The following is a 16,078-nucleotide window of genomic DNA, read 5'->3' as shown; positions in this document are numbered from 1 at the left end:
CCGTCCCCTTTCTGCTTTTATACGTCCAATAGCTGGTTCGCATCGAAGAAATAGAGCACTCTTCGTGTTACCGGCTTTTTAAAAATGGATTCAACGGCTTCACTGTAAATCTGGAGCTGAATTTCATAGCGGCTTCGCATCGTGCTTTCTGCTTCTGAAAACCCGCCAGGAAATCTCCCTTTAATGGAATCCGTCTTGTAGTCTACTATTGTCAGTCCTTGCTCATCCTCAATCAGGCAGTCGATGACTCCCTGCACAAGCACCTTGTCCTCGGCGGAAGTATGTTCCGGAGTACGGGCGTAACTGAATGGCACCTCTCTCAGCACCCGTTTTGCATGCTGAATTTTCAGGCCTATTTCAGATGAGTAAAAGGATACGATGGCATCAGAATCAATAATGCCCGCCTGTTCTTCCGTCAGCAGCTCTCTCCTTCTCATATCCTCAACCGTTGATAGAATGATTTCACTGGTGACAGGTTCTTCAAGCGGTATATGCTGCATGACCGCATGCATGGCCGTTCCCCGTTCTGCTGCTGTCAGCGTCTTCTGCTGAAGGAATTTCGGACGGTCATAAATAACGGTTCCTTCCTTAGGAGGCAGATGCTCGGAAAATTCATCGTTATAGGATTGCATTCTCTTAATCTCAGAAACTGACTGTTTTGAGCTTTGAAGAGAGGCAGCCAGATGAGGGTATACCCAGGACAGCTCCTTTTCCACTTCCTCACTCCAGGGAGTCGTAAGCGGAATGGGCTTTCTTTCCGAAAGAGCCTCCATAATTTTAAGTTCCATTTCCTCACGCTGCGCATCCGGCTCGAGCAGTTTGCTTTGATGAATGAACTGAACCTTCCATTTGGAGGGGTGCCCGGCCAGTTCAGACACTGGTGCTTCGCCCTCGTGAAGCTCAATGGCGTCACGGTGGCGTGTCAGGGCAGGGCCAATCCAGTCCAGATAGGATTTTGCTTGAAGACGGTCCCCGTCCGGAAGCAGCCATGCCTGATGGGAAAGGGATCTTTTCCAGCTGACCAATGCTTTTTCCCGGTCCTTCACCGTTCCGACAAGAAACAGCTTCTCCTTCGCTCTCGTCAAGGCGACATACAGGACCCTCAGTTCCTCGGAAAGCAGCTCGATTTTCAGCTTCTTTTTCATGGCCAGAAGCGGAAGTGCCGGATAGCTGAAACGCAATTCGGGATGAATGTACTTCGTTCCGAACCCGAGATGCTTATCCAGCAAGAAGCTTTTATTCATATCCATCATGTTAAACTGCCTGGCAAGTCCCGCAGTAAAAACAACCGGGAATTCAAGCCCCTTGCTGCTGTGGATTGTCATGATCCGCACAACATCCTCCTGTTCGCCAAGCGCTCTCGCAGCCCCAAGGTCGTCCCCTCTTTCCTGCATTCTTTCTATAAAGCGCAAGAAACGGAACAGGCCCCGGAAGGAAGTCGCCTCATATTGACGGGCTCTGTCGTAGAGAGCACGGAGGTTGGCCTGCCGCTGCTTTCCTCCGGGCATCCCGCCTGCAAAATCAAAAAATTTGCTTTCCCTGTAAATTCTCCAGATCAAATCGGATACCGCACCTTTTCTCGCTGCGCTTCTCCACTCATTTAAGCGGGTGAAAAAACGGAGCAGCTTCTCAGCAAGTGTCCGGTCTGAAGAAACTGGATGCGCCAGCGCTGCTTTGCACGCTTCGTAGTAGGTTCCTTTTTTATCGTACGTACGAATTGCCGCCATTTCGGTCTCATTCAAACCGACGATTGGCGACCTTAAAACCGCTGCAAGCGGAATATCCTGTGACGGATTGTCGATGGCTTTCAGGAGCGACATCATAATTGCGACCTCGGTCGCTTCAAAATATCCTCCCGAAAGGTTTGCATACACCGGGATCCCCTGCTTTTTCAATTCTTCCATTATTTGAGGCGCCCATGGCATGGAACGGAGCAGGATGACAATATCCCGGTACATGACACCGCGGGTTCCGTTCTTTTTCCGGTCATAAATAGGGGACCGGCTGTCCACGAGCTCCCGGATTTTTTTGGCTATCAGCCTGGATTCAAGCTGAACGGTATCAGCTTCAGGTTCATTCAGGGCATTGCCTCCCGGCTGGTCTTCCAGTTCTTCAAGGCCGGTCCGATTGGCAAGAAGAAGCTCGGTTTCCATACCTTCACTTTCCGGATAGGCTGCACCAAGCTTCAGCTCTGCCTGGTCATCATAATGGATCTCCCCTACCTTTTCGCCCATCAGCTGTTTAAAAAGAAAGTTTGTGCCGTCCAGCACCTCTGAACGGCTCCTGAAGTTTTTATTTAAATCGATGCGCTGTCCCGTGTTTTCAGCGTCAGGTGTAAACCGTTTGTATTTATTTAAAAACAGCATCGGTTCCGCAAGACGGAAGCGGTAAATGGACTGTTTAACATCTCCTACCATAAACAGATTCCCTGCTTCTTCCGATTCTTTTTTAACCAGCTGGAGAATCGCTTCCTGCACCAGATTCGTATCCTGATATTCATCCACCATAACTTCCGTAAACTGCTGGCGGCACGCTAAAGCCGGTTCCGCCGGAAGAAGGCGGCCATTCTCATCTTTTACTGAAAGGATGGAAAGGCACAGGTGCTCAAGATCAGAAAAATCCACCAGTCCTTTTTCTTTTTTCTTTTGCTGAAAATGCTCTCCAAACCTTTTAACAAACTGAACAAGCGTATCAATGACGGGTTTCAGTTCGCCAAGGTCCTTCAGTGAACGGCGGATATCGCGTTTAAACCAGTCCTCTTCCACTTTTTCAAGCTGCTTCTTAGCGCTGTCTCTCAACGTTTTTACTTCTTCAGCCAGAACCGGATCGTATTCTTCTCCCTTTACAGGCTTGGCCCGCTTCGGCTTTAGAGAGGAAATGCCTGCTGCAAGCTCCTCCCATGAAAATTCCTTTTCCAGGAGGCTGTTTACCTGATTCAGATAATCGGAAACATCATCGGCTCTTGGAGCTGGGCCCCCAGGCGTCCGGATCAGTATCATCGCCTGCTCAAGCCTTTCCTTTGCAAGACCTATATTAATCGCAATGTCTTCTTTAATGATAGGGAAATACGGCTGGTCTTCCAATCTTGAATTCTCGTTCACATCGTAAAGGCTTGATAGCTGGCTAAGCCACTCATCAGGATTCGGATTTGATCTTGAAAAATCATAAAGCGTTCGGATTAAGTCCTGCAGCGCTAGATCGCTCCGGTCTGAAGAATAGCGGTCTGCCAGATCAATAAACGCTTCGTTATCCTCTTTTCCATACTCTTCTTCAAATAAATCATCGAGCACCTCATCCATCATGAGTGCTCCCTCTGTCTGATCCGCAATCCGGAAACCGGGATCAAGGTCAATCATGTAGTAATATTTCCGGATCATATTCAGGCAAAAGGAATGGAGCGTTGAAATGGATGCCCGGTTCAGCAAGGTAATCTGTCTTCTCAAGTGAAGCGAAGCCGGGTTGCTTTTCAGTGCTTCCTCTAGCGCCTCGCCAATCCGGTTTTTCATTTCAGCAGCCGATGCATTGGTGAACGTCACCACTAAGAGCCGGTCGACATCGGCTGGATTATCCCGGCTTGTAATCTTTCGGATCATGCGCTCTACAAGAACCGCCGTTTTACCGGATCCTGCTGCTGCCGCTACAAGAATATCCTGTCCGGACGAAGCAATCGCCGACCACTGGTCATCCGTCCATTGGCTATCCGCCGGTTTGGGAATATGATTATTCATTGTCTGCCTCCTCTTTCAGGCGCATAAATATCTGCTCATTTTTCTCTTCTCTCAAAATCCGGTAATCATTGTCCTTAAGGGATTGGTCGAACTGGCAGACTCCTTTATACGGACAAAATGTGCATGGCACTTTATCCTTCATCCGGTATGGGCTGATGTCGGTCACCCCATTGGTAATTTCCGTTCCTATCTGCTTAAATTCACTTCGCACATGCCGGCGCAGCATATCAAACTCTTCATTGCTCGCAATCGAAGAGCTTGAGCTGAAGCCGCCGCTTTTTTTGAACCCGGCTGCCACAATATTGGACGAACCGCTTTCAAGCGTCTGATCCATGAGCTGGATCGTCTCCTGTTCTCCAAGAAGCAGACCCTTCATCTTAAACTTTTTAAAGATTTCTTCTTCCAGATCCTCAAGGCTGAGTTTGGCGCCTGTCTGAATCATCGGATCATGAACGTGGAAATAGAGGACGCCCGCCGGACTCGCCTCCACTCCCAGCCACGTTTTGGAATAGGAAATAATGACGTCCAAATAAGTGAGCATCTGGAGGGCGATTCCATAGTAGACCTCGCTTAGATTCAGAGCGCGGTCGCTTGATTTATAATCCACGATGCGGAGCAGAAGCCCTCTGGAGCTTTCCGCGGAATCCACACGGTCGATCCTTCCGGTCAGCTCCATCGTATAGCCGTTGTCGAGCTTAAATCTCATCGGCGGCAGCGGACCGCCCTTTCCAAAGCCAAGCTCCAGTCCAATTGGCGTGAATAGCGAAGCCTTTGCCTGTTCGGCAATCACCCCGGCCGCTCTGGCAATAATCTTTTCAAGCTTGCGTTTCAAATACTGATGACGGTTCGAGCTCATTAGCACTTCTTTTTGAAGCATGGGAGCGAGGCGGTTTACCGCTTCGCTGGAGAGGGACCTGCATTGATCCTTCGTTACATCCCGCCAGGATACGTTCATTTCCACGAGCCTGTCAGAGATCATTTTGAGCGCCGAGTGGAACAGCTGGCCCACATCCGGAGCTTCAAGACGGAACTGCTCGCGTTCTCTAAGCTTCAGTCCGTGGCTCGCAAAATGGGAGAACGGACAGCTTCTGAATTGCTCCATCCTGGATACGCTACCTAAGATATGCTGGCCATAAAGCTCTTTTGTGACAGCCTGCTTAAGAGGTTTTGCCTGATTCTTATAAAACAGACTCCCGATCACCATTTCCACATTGCCGCTCTGATCATGCTCAATCAAATAATTGTAAGCATCCCACCAGCTGTCATGCACCGGGTATTGCTTTTTCCACGTCTGCAGCTGGGAGCTTAAGTACGTAAGTGCAACAGATTTATTCGGCATAAAGGAAATTTGTTCATGCTCCTCCAGTGACTCCGGTTCATTCACGAACCACTCTTTAACCGCATCCGGAAAGAGTTCCTCAAGACGGCTGATTAAAATAGACGGCAGCAGGGACTTCCCTTCCGGATCGGCTGATGGATAAGAAACAGACAAGTGCTCCGAACCGCTCGCGAGCGCCATATAAATCACGAAATTCTCATCCAGAAGCTGCTGTCTTGCAGACGGCGCCATTTGGACCCCGTTCTGTTCAAGCAGCTCGCGGTCTTCATCAGAAAGGATGCCATCCTCCATCGGTCTTGCCGGAATAACTCCATCATTTGCTCCGGCCACGTATGTATGCTTCAGACCATAAAAACGGGAACGTTCCATATCTCCGATCAGTACCTGATCAATCGCCGGCGGTACAAGGGAGAACTTCAGACTCTCCAGGCCGGTATCAATCATCTCCGTAAATTGCTCGGAAGAGACGGGGTGATTCCCGATCATTTCCGCAAATTCATCCAGCAGGCCTATAACAGCATCCCAGACTTGGGAATGCTCACGGCCCTCGATAAGACGGCCGGCTGATTCCGCCTCCTGTTTAAGTTCCTCGAGCTTCGCAGGAATCTCAAGATTTTCAAGGAACAGATACAATGCCCCGGCCTTTTGTATTCCTGTTTTCGCTTTTTTAAGGCCCGCAGCCAGATCTTTCACCGGTTTCGCTGCAAGCTCCTTTAGCCGGTTGATTTGTTCTTCCTTGTTCAGTTCTTCATCCGTTACTGCGTTTCCGCCCTCCAAGGAGCGGAACCTTCTGTAAATCCACCTTTTTTCGGATGTCCATCTTGACCCGCTTATTCCATGCGCAAGCACGTAGTTTTCCAGAAGATCCATTTCTTCTCTTAAGGAAGGTTTATCAGCTCCCGCCGGAAACAGCAAATCCGTTTTAATCGTCCGGAACATGGCTTCGTATCGAAAGCTTCCTGTAACAGCCTCCAGAGAAGATCGAATCAATTCTACGAGAGGGTGATGGAGCATCGAACGCTTCTGATCTATGAAAAAAGGAATCTCATAATCCGTAAATACCTGTTCAATCAAATCATGGTAGCTGGATGGATTGCGCAGCAAAATCGCCGTATCCCTGAAACGTGCTCCCCTTTTCCTGACGTGCTCCTGAATCCGGCGCGCAATTCCTTCTATTTCCGCACGGTGGCTTGCCGCCTGGCAGATAGAGATATCCGTCAGCCCTTTAAATGGCTGCGATGGCCTTGAATCGTAATTTTGCTCCAAGTGCTGAAGGGAAGGCGAGCCGGTGAATCTCGGAAGCTCATTCAGCAGGACCGGCTCCTCGGTTTCAATGTGAAGCTCTTCGGCCATTTTCTTAAATTGTGTGTAGGTCATGCCTGTCATCCGGAATAAATGCAGTTCATGCGGCAAATGCCTGTCAAACAGTTTATCTGCCGTTATAGTGACCGTTACCCGTGCCGCTTTTCCAAGGAGGCTTTTCACTGCCTCCAGTTCCATTGGAGCGAAATGGTGGAAACCGTCTATGTAGACCTCTGCTTTTTCAAGATATGAGGATTCTGGAATTCGTTCCGAGAGCATTCTTAGCGTATCTTCTGCGTCCACATACCGGCCGGCAAGCGCTTCTTCAAGCCGTTCATAAATGGCATGCAGGTCCTCAAGCTTCCCTGAAAGAACCCTTTCCTTTTCGTTCATCTGTTTTCGTACCGCTTCAATCTGCTCAAGCAAATCAGCCGGATTTAAATTGTATCGCTTGAATTCCGTAATCATCGCTTCTGCATGCTGAATGAATCCGATCTTGTCACCGGCTTTTCCATAAACCTTAAAGTTTTGTTTCTCATCTTCAATTATTTTCCTCAGCATCATCTGGACACCAGTTGAAGTAATCGGCTGTCTGGCCGCGCCTGACGTTTCCTGAAGAATTCTTAAACTGAGCCGTGAAAAACTGAATACCTGAGCCCGGATCATGCCGCTCAAACCAGGAGTCCGGGCAAGCTCATACTCCATGGCAAATGTCATCTGATCAGGTACAAGGAAAAGGATCGGCGGACCGTCAGGCTGCTCTTTCAGCTTCTCTCTAATTTCATTTAGAATCATCGTGGTTTTGCCGCTGCCGGAGCGTCCCGCCATAAACCGGATCGTCATAAAAAAGCCCCCTTTTCAATAGTTGTATTCATTATATACGAATACACGTTCGTTTTCATCTTCCAAATAAATGGACAAATGCACTGTATGCAGTGTAATAGCGTCTTATCTGTTCAATTATCTGCAGCTTATTATTGGACAGCACCGGGATATAAAAAGCCCGGACTTATAATCATCCGAGCTTACCGCTTGTCCAATTTCCGACCCATTTTTGCGTTCAGTCTTTTCTCAAGAATCTTGCCAATGATCCACATAACCAGGAGAACAGCGCCGGCCGTTATAGATTTCATCGGATCTGTGATCAGCGCGTGCAGATCCTGCCCCACGTAGCTCACGATGAAAATCATGACCAGCTTCCCGGTAAAAACAGCGAGCATAAAATTCCAGATGCTGATTCTCGATAATCCGGCGACCACATTCACCGCGGCAGAGGGAGTAAACGGAAAGCACAGCAAAATGAACAGCGGCCCAAATCCTTTTTCTTCTACCCAGCTGACCATCCGGCTGATTCCTTTATGCCGGCTTAAAAAATGGAAAAAGCGCTCCTGTCCAAATTTCCTGACCAGCAGGAAAACAATAAAAGCACCCGCCGAAGCCCCAAGCCACGATAACAGAAAGCCAAGTCCAAATCCGAATGAATTCACATTTGCCACAATAAAAACGACAAGCGGAAGGAAGGGCAAAAATGCTTCCAGCATCGGCAGGCCAATTCCAAGGAGGGGCCCGAATGAGCGGTACTGTTCAAAGATTTTCATCATTTTTTCTAAAGTAAACGAATCAAACAGCGTATGCAGGTCCATTCCAAGCTCCTTAAGATTTATGTATCCTCCTATTTTACCGTTTTTCGGGGAAAACTTAAATAAGCAGGTGCTGGAAAAGAAATCCCTCTTGAATTTTTTTTCGAATCGGAATAGAATAAATTACGAACAAACGTTCTATAATAGAAGATAGAACTTCTCTGTCCAGAAAATCTGCATCAGGTGACATGTCCGCCTGTCAAAGAGGAAAAAACAGAGGATAAAGCGAGGCCAATGAATATGACAAGAATACCTGAAGAAGTGAGAGATATGATCGACCAGGCCATCTACCTGCCCATGACCATCTCGATCTTGAACCGCGATCTCTCCGTCGTTGAAAAAAGTCCATTTAAACTGAAGCAGCCGTACCTCCACCTGATTGAAGAATCACTCAAGCTTGCCCAAAAAGATCTCCAGCAGGTCAAACGGGAGCTTCACCGCCAGAAAATCAAAGTCAGCAAAATTAAGCATGACGAAGCGTTTACGATGTATTCCTTCCTCTACCAGGGGTATGAGGAACAGCACAACTATTTTAATCCGCGCATCCGCAATAAAGTGTGCGAGCTGCTGCAGGAATATTTGGTTAAGGTTTAAGTATGAAACGTTTCACCTGGACTTCTGCTGTATAAAAGCTGGGTGAATATCCGCTTTTCATTTTCCACCCTGGATGTAATCACCGCGCGAAGCTGGGCAGTCCGGTAAAGCTGATTTTCAAAAGAATGGATGGATACTGGGAGGGTAAGCGATTTCCTGTTCGAGAACGTCACCAGCGTTTCCGCTTCCCCGGCAGGTGAAAAATCTTCAATGTGCTGGTGCGAAATCCATGAGCAATGCGGTCTGGAAGATGCGGCTGTCGGGAAAAGATAGATGGAGTTTCCTGCGTCTACAACAATCGGAGGCTTATGGGTGATGCCGATCGTGTCCTTCGTGCCAGTCTTTCTCCCCTGATAGCTTGAACCGAAATAACGGCAGCTTCGATCAACGATGTCCAGAGGCTTCATGGAAACCTCGTATTCCTTTTCTACCTCCATTACAAAGGAGGATAGAGTCCCGCACGCTTCACTGCTTAAAATTGCCATCGTTAACCGATTTGCCTCATATTGACTGATTTTTTCCATGATTGATTCACCTCAAATTTGTTAGGTATATTTAACCAAGAAAAATTTAACACGCAACCATCACACGGATCCACAAATTTACACAAAACCCACATAAGTGTAATATTTTAACAAAAACTCATTTCGAATTGTGTTTTTAATGCTTATCTACTGCAAATATAACCCGCAGTATTAATTGTCTAAAAATTATAAATATTTAGTTGATTTTCTTCCACTCAGTCCATATAATAAGAAAAAGGCATCAGGGGTGATCCTATGAAAAATAAAAAATCGTATGCAGAGCTTATGAAGTCCCGTCACACAATGAAGAACGAAGCAGAAGCCGCGACAATGCTGGATATCTACATTCAAATGATTCTGGACGAAGCAGGACTGAAACGAAAACTGGCGCTCCTCGAAACTCAAATCAATGATGCTCTTGACCAAAGAAACAAGCCATTATTTATGGATTTATCCAAGCAATACGCCAACGTGATTCAGTGTCTACAATAACGAAGCCAATCCTTTTGGATTGGCTTTTTTATTGGGTGATCATGGCCGTTTTGCCCGCTATCGACACGAACCTGCCCGCTATCGACACGAACCTGGCCGCTATCGACACGAACCTGCCCGTTATCGACACGAACCTGCCCGTTATCGACACGAACCTGCCCGTTATCGACACGAACCTGCCCGTTATCGACACGAACCTGCCCATAAGCGGCAAAGTACGGCCTGCAATCGACTTGCATCTCCCCGTCCCGCTAAGTACTTCCAAAACACACAAAAAAGCGGGCCTCAGCCCGCTTTCCTTCCTTATACTGTCGTCATACTGTCGTCGTTTCCGACGTAAACTGCTCTGCTTCTGTTGATCCTTTCAGAGCTGTGGTAGAGGAGGTTCCTCCGCTTACCGTTTGCGATACTTCATCAAAATAGCCGGTGCCAACCTCGCGCTGATGGCGGGTTGCAGTGTAGCCGTACTGCTCGCTGCCGAATTCAGCCTGCTGCAGCTCGGAGTAAGCGGCCATGCCGTGGTCTCTGTATTTACGCGCAAGCTCGAACATGCCATGGTTCAGGGCGTGGAAGCCGGCAAGTGTAACGAATTGGAATTTGTAGCCCATCTTAGCAAGTTCTTTTTGAAAGCTTGCGATTGTGGCTTCGTCCAGTTTTTTCTTCCAGTTAAAGGATGGGGAACAGTTATAGGCAAGCAGCTTGCCCGGGAATTTTTCGTGAATGGCGTCCGCAAACTTTTGAGCCTGTTCAAGGTTTGGTTCACTTGTTTCGCACCAGATCAGGTCGGCATAAGGCGCATAGGAAAGTCCTCGTGCGATTGCTTGCTCAATGCCTGATTTTGTGCGGAAAAATCCTTCCGGCGTGCGTTCACCTGTGATGAACGGGTGATCAGCAGGATCCACATCGCTTGTAATCAAGTCAGCCGCGTCCGCATCCGTACGCGCAATGATCAAGGTTGGTACACCCATCACATCAGCTGCGAGTCTAGCGGAAATAAGATTCTTAACGGCTGTCTGGGTTGGAAGCAAAACCTTCCCACCCAAGTGGCCGCATTTTTTTTCAGAGGAAAGCTGGTCTTCAAAGTGAACAGCTGCCGCTCCCGCTTCAATCATGCCTTTCATAAGCTCAAACACATTCAGCTGCCCGCCGAAGCCTGCTTCCGCATCAGCCACAATCGGTGCGAACCAGTCAATCTCTCCATCTTCCTCCAAGTACTGAATCTGATCTGCGCGCTGCAGCGCCTGATTGATTCGCTTCACAACGCTTGGCACGCTGTTGGCCGGATACAGACTTTGATCCGGATACATATGGCCGGAAAGATTGGCGTCGGCTGCCACCTGCCATCCGCTCAGGTAGATCGCCTTCAAACCCGCTTTCACCTGCTGCACTGCCTGATTTCCTGTCAGGGCTCCAAGCGCATGAACATAGTCTTCCTTATGAAGCAAGTCCCATAGCTTTTCAGATCCGCGTCTCGCCAATGTATGCTCCACATCCAGTGAGCCGCGGAGCCTGATTACTTCCTCTGCTGTATATGTGCGGGTAACGCCCTTCCAGCGGCTGTCCATTTCCCATTGTTCGTTCAGCTTATTGATCCGTTCATTTCTCTCCATGTAAATCCATCCCCTTTGTTTTCGTTAGATTTTTTCGTAGATTGGCAATGTCAGAAAATCGGTAAATTCATCGTTCTTTACTAATTCGTCAAATACGTCAGCGGCTTCAGGAAACTTCATTTGCGCATAGAACTTATCCCCGAGTTCTTCCGCAATTTTCGCCGTTTCTTCACGCTTAAGCTGGTCATAAAGCTCCATCGTTACCGGTCTTCCATCATCCAGAATCCCTTTATCATGCCGGATCCACTGCCAAACCTGGGCTCTGGAAATTTCAGCTGTGGCCGCATCCTCCATCAAATGATGAATCGGGGCGGCTCCTCTGCCGGAAAGCCAGGAAGCCAGATAGCGGATGCCAACGTCAATATTCATCCTGAGACCTGCTTCTGTTATCGTACCGTCGGGCACTTCAAGCAAATCAGCTGCCGTTACTTCCATTTCGTCAAGCTGCTTTTCAATCTGATTTTTTCCAGGCATGTATTCATTGAACACATCCATTGCAACAGTAACGAGTGCCGGATGGGCAACCCATGTGCCATCATGCCCGTCGCTTGCTTCGCGGAGTTTGTCAGCTTTGACCTTATTCATCGCTGCTTCGTTTGCCTCCGGATTGTCCTTGATGGGAATTTGTGCAGCCATTCCCCCGATTGCCGGAGCATTTCGTTTGTGACACGTTTTAATGGCGAGCAGTGAATACGCTCTCATGAATGGAGATGTCATGGTCACCTGAACCCGGTCTGGCAAAATCACATTCGATTGGCTGCGGTGTTTTTTTAAATAACTGAAGATATAATCCCATCTCCCGCAGTTAAGTCCCGCTGAATGCTCCTTCAGTTCATAGAGAATTTCATCCATTTCAAACGCTGCCGGTATCGTTTCTATCAGCACCGTTGCCTTAATTGTACCGTTCGGAATTCCAAGCTCTTTCTGTGCAAAAATAAACACATCGTTCCAAAGCCTTGCTTCAAGGCGGCTTTCAAGCTTTGGAAGGTAAAAATAAGGACCGCTTCCATTTTCAATGAGTGTCCGTGCATTATGAAAGAAATACAATCCGAAATCGAACAGACTTGCCGAAATCCTCTCGTCATGAAGCAGGACATGCTTTTCCTCCAAATGCCAGCCCCTTGGACGGACCTTCAGGACAGCAGGCTTCGGGTTTAGTTTGTAAACTTTTCCGTCCGCCTGTTCAAGACGGATTGTTCTTCTTATGGCATCCCTTAAGTTCACCTGACCATCCATTAGGTTGCTCCAGACAGGCGCAGTTGCATCTTCAAAATCCGCCATAAAGACTTTCGCACCTGAGTTTAGGGCATTAATGATCATTTTTCGGTCGACAGGGCCTGTTATTTCAACCCGTCTGTCCAGGAGATCGGCCGGCAGCGGAGCAATGGTCCACTGTCCGTTTCGAATATCTTCGGTTTCCTTCAAAAAATCGAATGGTTTTCCTGCTTGAAGCTGAGTCTGACGTTCCTGTCTTTTTTGAAGCAGTTCTCTGCGCCTGGGCCCGAATTTTTCCTCAAGCTGCCCTATAAATGCAAGAGCTTCAGGTGTGAGCAAATCCTTGTACGCATCTTCCCATTCTCCAATGACTCGAATACCTGCTGTTTGGGTTGCCACGAAATCACCTCTCCAAATTGTTATAATACAGATTTAAAAATCTAAGATTAATATATAACAGATAATTTGAAAAAGAAACACTTTTTTGATAATTTTGTAGAATTATTTTTTAAAAGTTGATCTTGTTAAAACCTAATAATGGGAAAATGATGAGAGAATTAGAGGGTTTCACGCAGTACTATAGTTGTTTGCCCACGCAAAAAAACCTCCGAAAAATAGCGGCAGCAATGTACCTTTATTTTGCGAAGGTGTTTAAGCATGTCTGTTTTTAATGCGAACTCAAAGTTCAGGGGCTGTCACAGCCTAATCTCTACCTTTTCATAAAAATAGCAGCACAATCCATGTCCTTGGGTTGCGCTGCTAATCTTAGTACTTTTTTCAGTCCTTCGGATTCACAATCGCCAGCAGCTCATGATCCTCCCACCTGCCATTGATTTTCACATTTTTTCTCGCCAGACCTTCTTTATGAAAGCCGGCCTTGGTCAAGACCTTAATGGAACCGATATTGTGAGGCATCACTCCCGCCTCAATACGGTGAAGCTTTAATTCTTCAAATGCGTATTGAACAAGCAAATTTACTGCTTCTGTTGTATACCCTCTGCCGTTATACCGTTCATCCATAAAATAACCGATGAATCCGCTCTGAATCGCTCCGCGCGCAACGAAGAATAGATTGATGGTTCCAATAAGAACATCGTCTTTTGTAAAAATACCAAATTGGTATTCCTCATCATTTTCCTTGCCTTCTATCTGATTGGCAATAGCTTGTTCCTGGGCTTCCAATGTATAAAAGCTTTCCTGCCGCTCCATAGAGAACTTTTCAAAAAAAGCTCTGTTCTCCTGCTGCAGACGAAGTCTTTCAGAGGCATCTTCGAGCGTAAAAAATCTAAGATAAATCTTTTTGCCTGTTATCATGTAGGAATCCTCCTGCTATTTCATCATCATTTAAAAAAAGTCATAAAAGAATGGCTCATGCTTAGGCACAGCTTTTTCCATCAGCATGATTTCTTCGGCGCTGCCTCCTGCCATTCCAAGCTGAAAAAGCTCTGAAGGGGTTTTATAGCCAAAGAGAATGGCTGTCAGTGCGTTAATGGAAAGATCTACCCCCTCAAGGTCCGATGCTACTGCTTCGGCATCTGATATTTTTTTTGCCGCTCCGTTTTGTCCAATTAAGTATGATCCGTTATTCCAATGTGCATGATGGTCGGTCACATGAACCAGCACCTCTGTTCCAGGTGTAAATGCATAGTTTGCAAGAAACGCTTCCGCATCTACAATCCTCGCCATAAAGTATGGTCTGCGCTCGGTTTTTAGTCGTGGCTCAGGCAGGGCAAAAAAGAGCGGCTCCGCTTCATGGGTGTCCATTTCTACTTCTTTAACCATGGAATCATGCTGGCAAATGAAATTCCAAAGGCCGTGTCTTGCCTCTGGATCGAGCGGGACAAATTCATCTACAAGGAGTTTCTTTTCCTTAAACTGATAAAGGATGTATCCGGTCGGCTCTCCATTTTCATTATAATAAACGGCTGTTGTTTCCTCATCATAAATGGCACGCATCCACCACTCACGGTCGCGGACGAGCATTCCGGTGTAGCGGGATGCGAAGGACTCATAAATTTGCTCAATATCTTCATTATGTGTCTCTTTGTTATAACGCTTAACCGTACCGCCGACATGCTTCTGGATTTTCAGGTCACCTGCCGATAGCGTGGTCTTTTGGCGGCTGCTGAACAGCTCCCATCCGTATTTTCTATAAAACGCAACGTTAAACGGATGAAGCATGGATACCGTCACATTTTCACTCTTCATTTTTTCAAGGACAAACGTCAGCATTTCCCTTACATGCCCCTGTCTTCTGTATTCAGGATAGGTCGCTACACCGGCCAAGCCGCCCATTTTCAATTTCTGTCCATTAAAATATATATCATGGGTCAGGAAATGGAACTTTGCGGCAAGCTCCTCCATCTCTAAAATTCCAAATAGCTGATGATGCCTTTCCATTACTTGCAGTCTTTCTTCCAATTCAGATTCAGGAACCTTATAAATAAATGCATATTCTGATAGCTTCGTTGCTTCCTTGAACCATTCTTTTCCTAGCTGAATAACGTTCATTATGCATGCCTCCTATAGTTAGCTATTTTTCCAGCAGCCATTTAAACCAGCGCCCATGGCCATCGGTTTCCGCTATTGTTTCCGTATACGCTTTCCCTTCCAATCGATAATCCAAATGCAGAAGACGATCCTCTATATTATTGTAGAGGTGGAACACATCTCGTCTACGTCCTATTTCCTGTATGCTTGAAAGCAGCCGCTCTATTGCTTCGTCAGGCATCTGATTGGCAACGTGTGTATGGAACACACAGATGACGGAATCAGCTGGAACGGCTTCAGCAGCGGATGCCAGCAGCGCCGTCCCGTCCCCTTCAAAAAATTGGACAGGCTGCGAGCCCGCTAAGCTTGCTGCCCGCTCAAACATTGCAAGGCGCTCTTTGTGTTCGGGCCAAATGAGCGCCTTCATCCACAAGTACTCCTCTTGATCCTTTACGTCCACAATATTTAAATCAAATCCCATTCTTACAGAGACGGGAGGAACGTACTTTTTCAAAGGAGGCTCTTTGTTCCCAATCCATTCCGACTGGATCTGAAAATCGGATGAGGGGTTTCCATACACATCTTCCGTTCCATACGAATAGGCATACTGATCCCAAAGCAGCTGCAGCCCGGCGCTCGTCCCTATCTCAAGCAAGGCAAGCGGTTTGTTCGTCAATTCATATATGTATTGAAAAACAGGAAAAAGGTAAGCACATCTTCTGACTTCGTTCGTCTGGACAAGCTTCGTCTTAAGCAGGAAGACAATTTCATCTTTATGTTCCTGACAAAACTCCTTAAACGCCGGAAACCAGCTCTCCTCATTTACAGAATTTTGATAAATCTCAGATAGCCTGTTATCTGTGCCTTTCAGCAGCAGGTAATGGACTGCTCCAAAAAACAGGTTCGGAAGGGGCTGCCCCGCTCTGGCTTTTAATGAAAGCTCAAGCAATTCCCTGTCTTGAGCCATCTCTTTTGACAGGATTTCGTACAGCCTGCTCGAGCCTTTGCATTCGTTTGCTGAGAAATTCAAAAATATTTGTGATGCGTTAGATGTCCTCATTCCATCCCCCCATTCGAATGATCTACCTTACTACCTTCTTCATCTCCTCTCCCATTCCCTTTTTTCCTTTCATATGAAAAAGAG

At 47.1% G+C, this 16,078-nt stretch carries 11 protein-coding genes; 2 read left to right on the top strand and 9 right to left on the bottom strand.

Annotated features, from left to right (window positions below):
• Positions 1 to 17: 17 nt before the first annotated feature.
• From addA to J9317_RS05920, 3 genes are all read right to left on the bottom strand, one after another.
• Positions 18 to 3,728 (bottom strand): helicase-exonuclease AddAB subunit AddA, encoded by a 3,711-nt coding sequence (addA, locus tag J9317_RS05930; RefSeq protein WP_211556993.1) that lies wholly within the window; start codon positions 3,726 to 3,728, stop codon positions 18 to 20.
• Complete coding sequence (addB, locus tag J9317_RS05925) at positions 3,721 to 7,212, bottom strand: helicase-exonuclease AddAB subunit AddB (protein WP_211556991.1); 3,492 nt, start codon at positions 7,210 to 7,212, stop codon at positions 3,721 to 3,723. Before addB ends, addA begins: the two co-directional genes overlap by 8 nt.
• Before the next feature lie 182 nt (positions 7,213 to 7,394).
• The gene (locus tag J9317_RS05920) at positions 7,395 to 8,012 is read right to left on the bottom strand and encodes a TVP38/TMEM64 family protein (RefSeq protein WP_211556989.1); all 618 of its coding nucleotides are present in this window, start codon (positions 8,010 to 8,012) and stop codon (positions 7,395 to 7,397) included.
• Between the two features lie 237 nt (positions 8,013 to 8,249).
• On the opposite strand from J9317_RS05920, the gene J9317_RS05915 reads away from it, so the two are divergent.
• On the top strand, positions 8,250 to 8,603 hold the full coding sequence (locus J9317_RS05915; protein ID WP_211556987.1) for a YhjD family protein: 354 nt from the start codon (positions 8,250 to 8,252) through the stop codon (positions 8,601 to 8,603).
• On the opposite strand, the gene J9317_RS05910 is transcribed toward J9317_RS05915, so the two are convergent.
• Positions 8,600 to 9,127 carry a competence protein ComK gene (locus J9317_RS05910; RefSeq protein WP_211556986.1) on the bottom strand — a complete coding sequence of 176 codons (528 nt, stop codon included), beginning with the start codon at positions 9,125 to 9,127 and terminating at the stop codon, positions 8,600 to 8,602. The genes J9317_RS05915 and J9317_RS05910 overlap by 4 nt on opposite strands.
• Before the next feature lie 255 nt (positions 9,128 to 9,382).
• On the opposite strand from J9317_RS05910, the gene J9317_RS05905 reads away from it, so the two are divergent.
• The gene (locus tag J9317_RS05905; RefSeq protein ID WP_211556984.1) at positions 9,383 to 9,619 is read left to right on the top strand and encodes an IDEAL domain-containing protein; all 237 of its coding nucleotides are present in this window, start codon (positions 9,383 to 9,385) and stop codon (positions 9,617 to 9,619) included.
• A gap of 314 nt (positions 9,620 to 9,933) precedes the next feature.
• Here J9317_RS05905 and aceA read toward each other — a convergent pair whose 3' ends face one another.
• The 5 genes from aceA to J9317_RS05880 form a co-directional block, all read right to left on the bottom strand.
• The gene (aceA, locus tag J9317_RS05900) at positions 9,934 to 11,229 is read right to left on the bottom strand and encodes an isocitrate lyase (RefSeq protein ID WP_211556982.1); all 1,296 of its coding nucleotides are present in this window, start codon (positions 11,227 to 11,229) and stop codon (positions 9,934 to 9,936) included.
• A 24-nt stretch (positions 11,230 to 11,253) separates the two neighbouring features.
• On the bottom strand, positions 11,254 to 12,843 hold the full coding sequence (aceB, locus tag J9317_RS05895; protein ID WP_211556980.1) for a malate synthase A: 1,590 nt from the start codon (positions 12,841 to 12,843) through the stop codon (positions 11,254 to 11,256).
• A 378-nt stretch (positions 12,844 to 13,221) separates the two neighbouring features.
• On the bottom strand, positions 13,222 to 13,758 hold the full coding sequence (locus J9317_RS05890; RefSeq protein ID WP_211556978.1) for a GNAT family N-acetyltransferase: 537 nt from the start codon (positions 13,756 to 13,758) through the stop codon (positions 13,222 to 13,224).
• A gap of 30 nt (positions 13,759 to 13,788) precedes the next feature.
• Entirely contained in the window at positions 13,789 to 14,955 is a 1,167-nt protein-coding gene (locus J9317_RS05885) for a GNAT family N-acetyltransferase (protein WP_211556976.1), read from the bottom strand.
• 22 nt (positions 14,956 to 14,977) lie between these two features.
• On the bottom strand, positions 14,978 to 15,994 hold the full coding sequence (locus J9317_RS05880) for a DUF2332 domain-containing protein (protein WP_211556974.1): 1,017 nt from the start codon (positions 15,992 to 15,994) through the stop codon (positions 14,978 to 14,980).
• Positions 15,995 to 16,078 lie beyond the last annotated feature (84 nt).

Source organism: Metabacillus flavus (assembly GCF_018283675.1).
In the GTDB taxonomy this organism is placed as follows: domain Bacteria; phylum Bacillota; class Bacilli; order Bacillales; family Bacillaceae; genus Metabacillus_B; species Metabacillus_B flavus.
This window is presented reverse-complemented; position numbering and strand designations above follow the sequence as displayed.

Excerpts from the sequence above, each read along its gene's own strand:
- J9317_RS05885 (WP_211556976.1), bottom strand. The coding sequence starts at position 14,955 with ATGAACGTTATTCAGCTAGGAAAAGAATGGTTCAAGGAAGCAACGAAG.
- J9317_RS05915 (WP_211556987.1), top strand. The coding sequence starts at position 8,250 with ATGACAAGAATACCTGAAGAAGTGAGAGATATGATCGACCAGGCCATC.
- J9317_RS05905 (WP_211556984.1), top strand. The coding sequence starts at position 9,383 with ATGAAAAATAAAAAATCGTATGCAGAGCTTATGAAGTCCCGTCACACA.
- J9317_RS05880 (WP_211556974.1), bottom strand. The coding sequence starts at position 15,994 with ATGAGGACATCTAACGCATCACAAATATTTTTGAATTTCTCAGCAAAC.
- J9317_RS05920 (WP_211556989.1), bottom strand. The coding sequence starts at position 8,012 with ATGGACCTGCATACGCTGTTTGATTCGTTTACTTTAGAAAAAATGATG.
- addB (WP_211556991.1), bottom strand. The coding sequence starts at position 7,212 with ATGACGATCCGGTTTATGGCGGGACGCTCCGGCAGCGGCAAAACCACG.
- aceA (WP_211556982.1), bottom strand. The coding sequence starts at position 11,229 with ATGGAGAGAAATGAACGGATCAATAAGCTGAACGAACAATGGGAAATG.
- addA (WP_211556993.1), bottom strand. The coding sequence starts at position 3,728 with ATGAATAATCATATTCCCAAACCGGCGGATAGCCAATGGACGGATGAC.
- J9317_RS05910 (WP_211556986.1), bottom strand. The coding sequence starts at position 9,127 with ATGGAAAAAATCAGTCAATATGAGGCAAATCGGTTAACGATGGCAATT.
- J9317_RS05890 (WP_211556978.1), bottom strand. The coding sequence starts at position 13,758 with ATGATAACAGGCAAAAAGATTTATCTTAGATTTTTTACGCTCGAAGAT.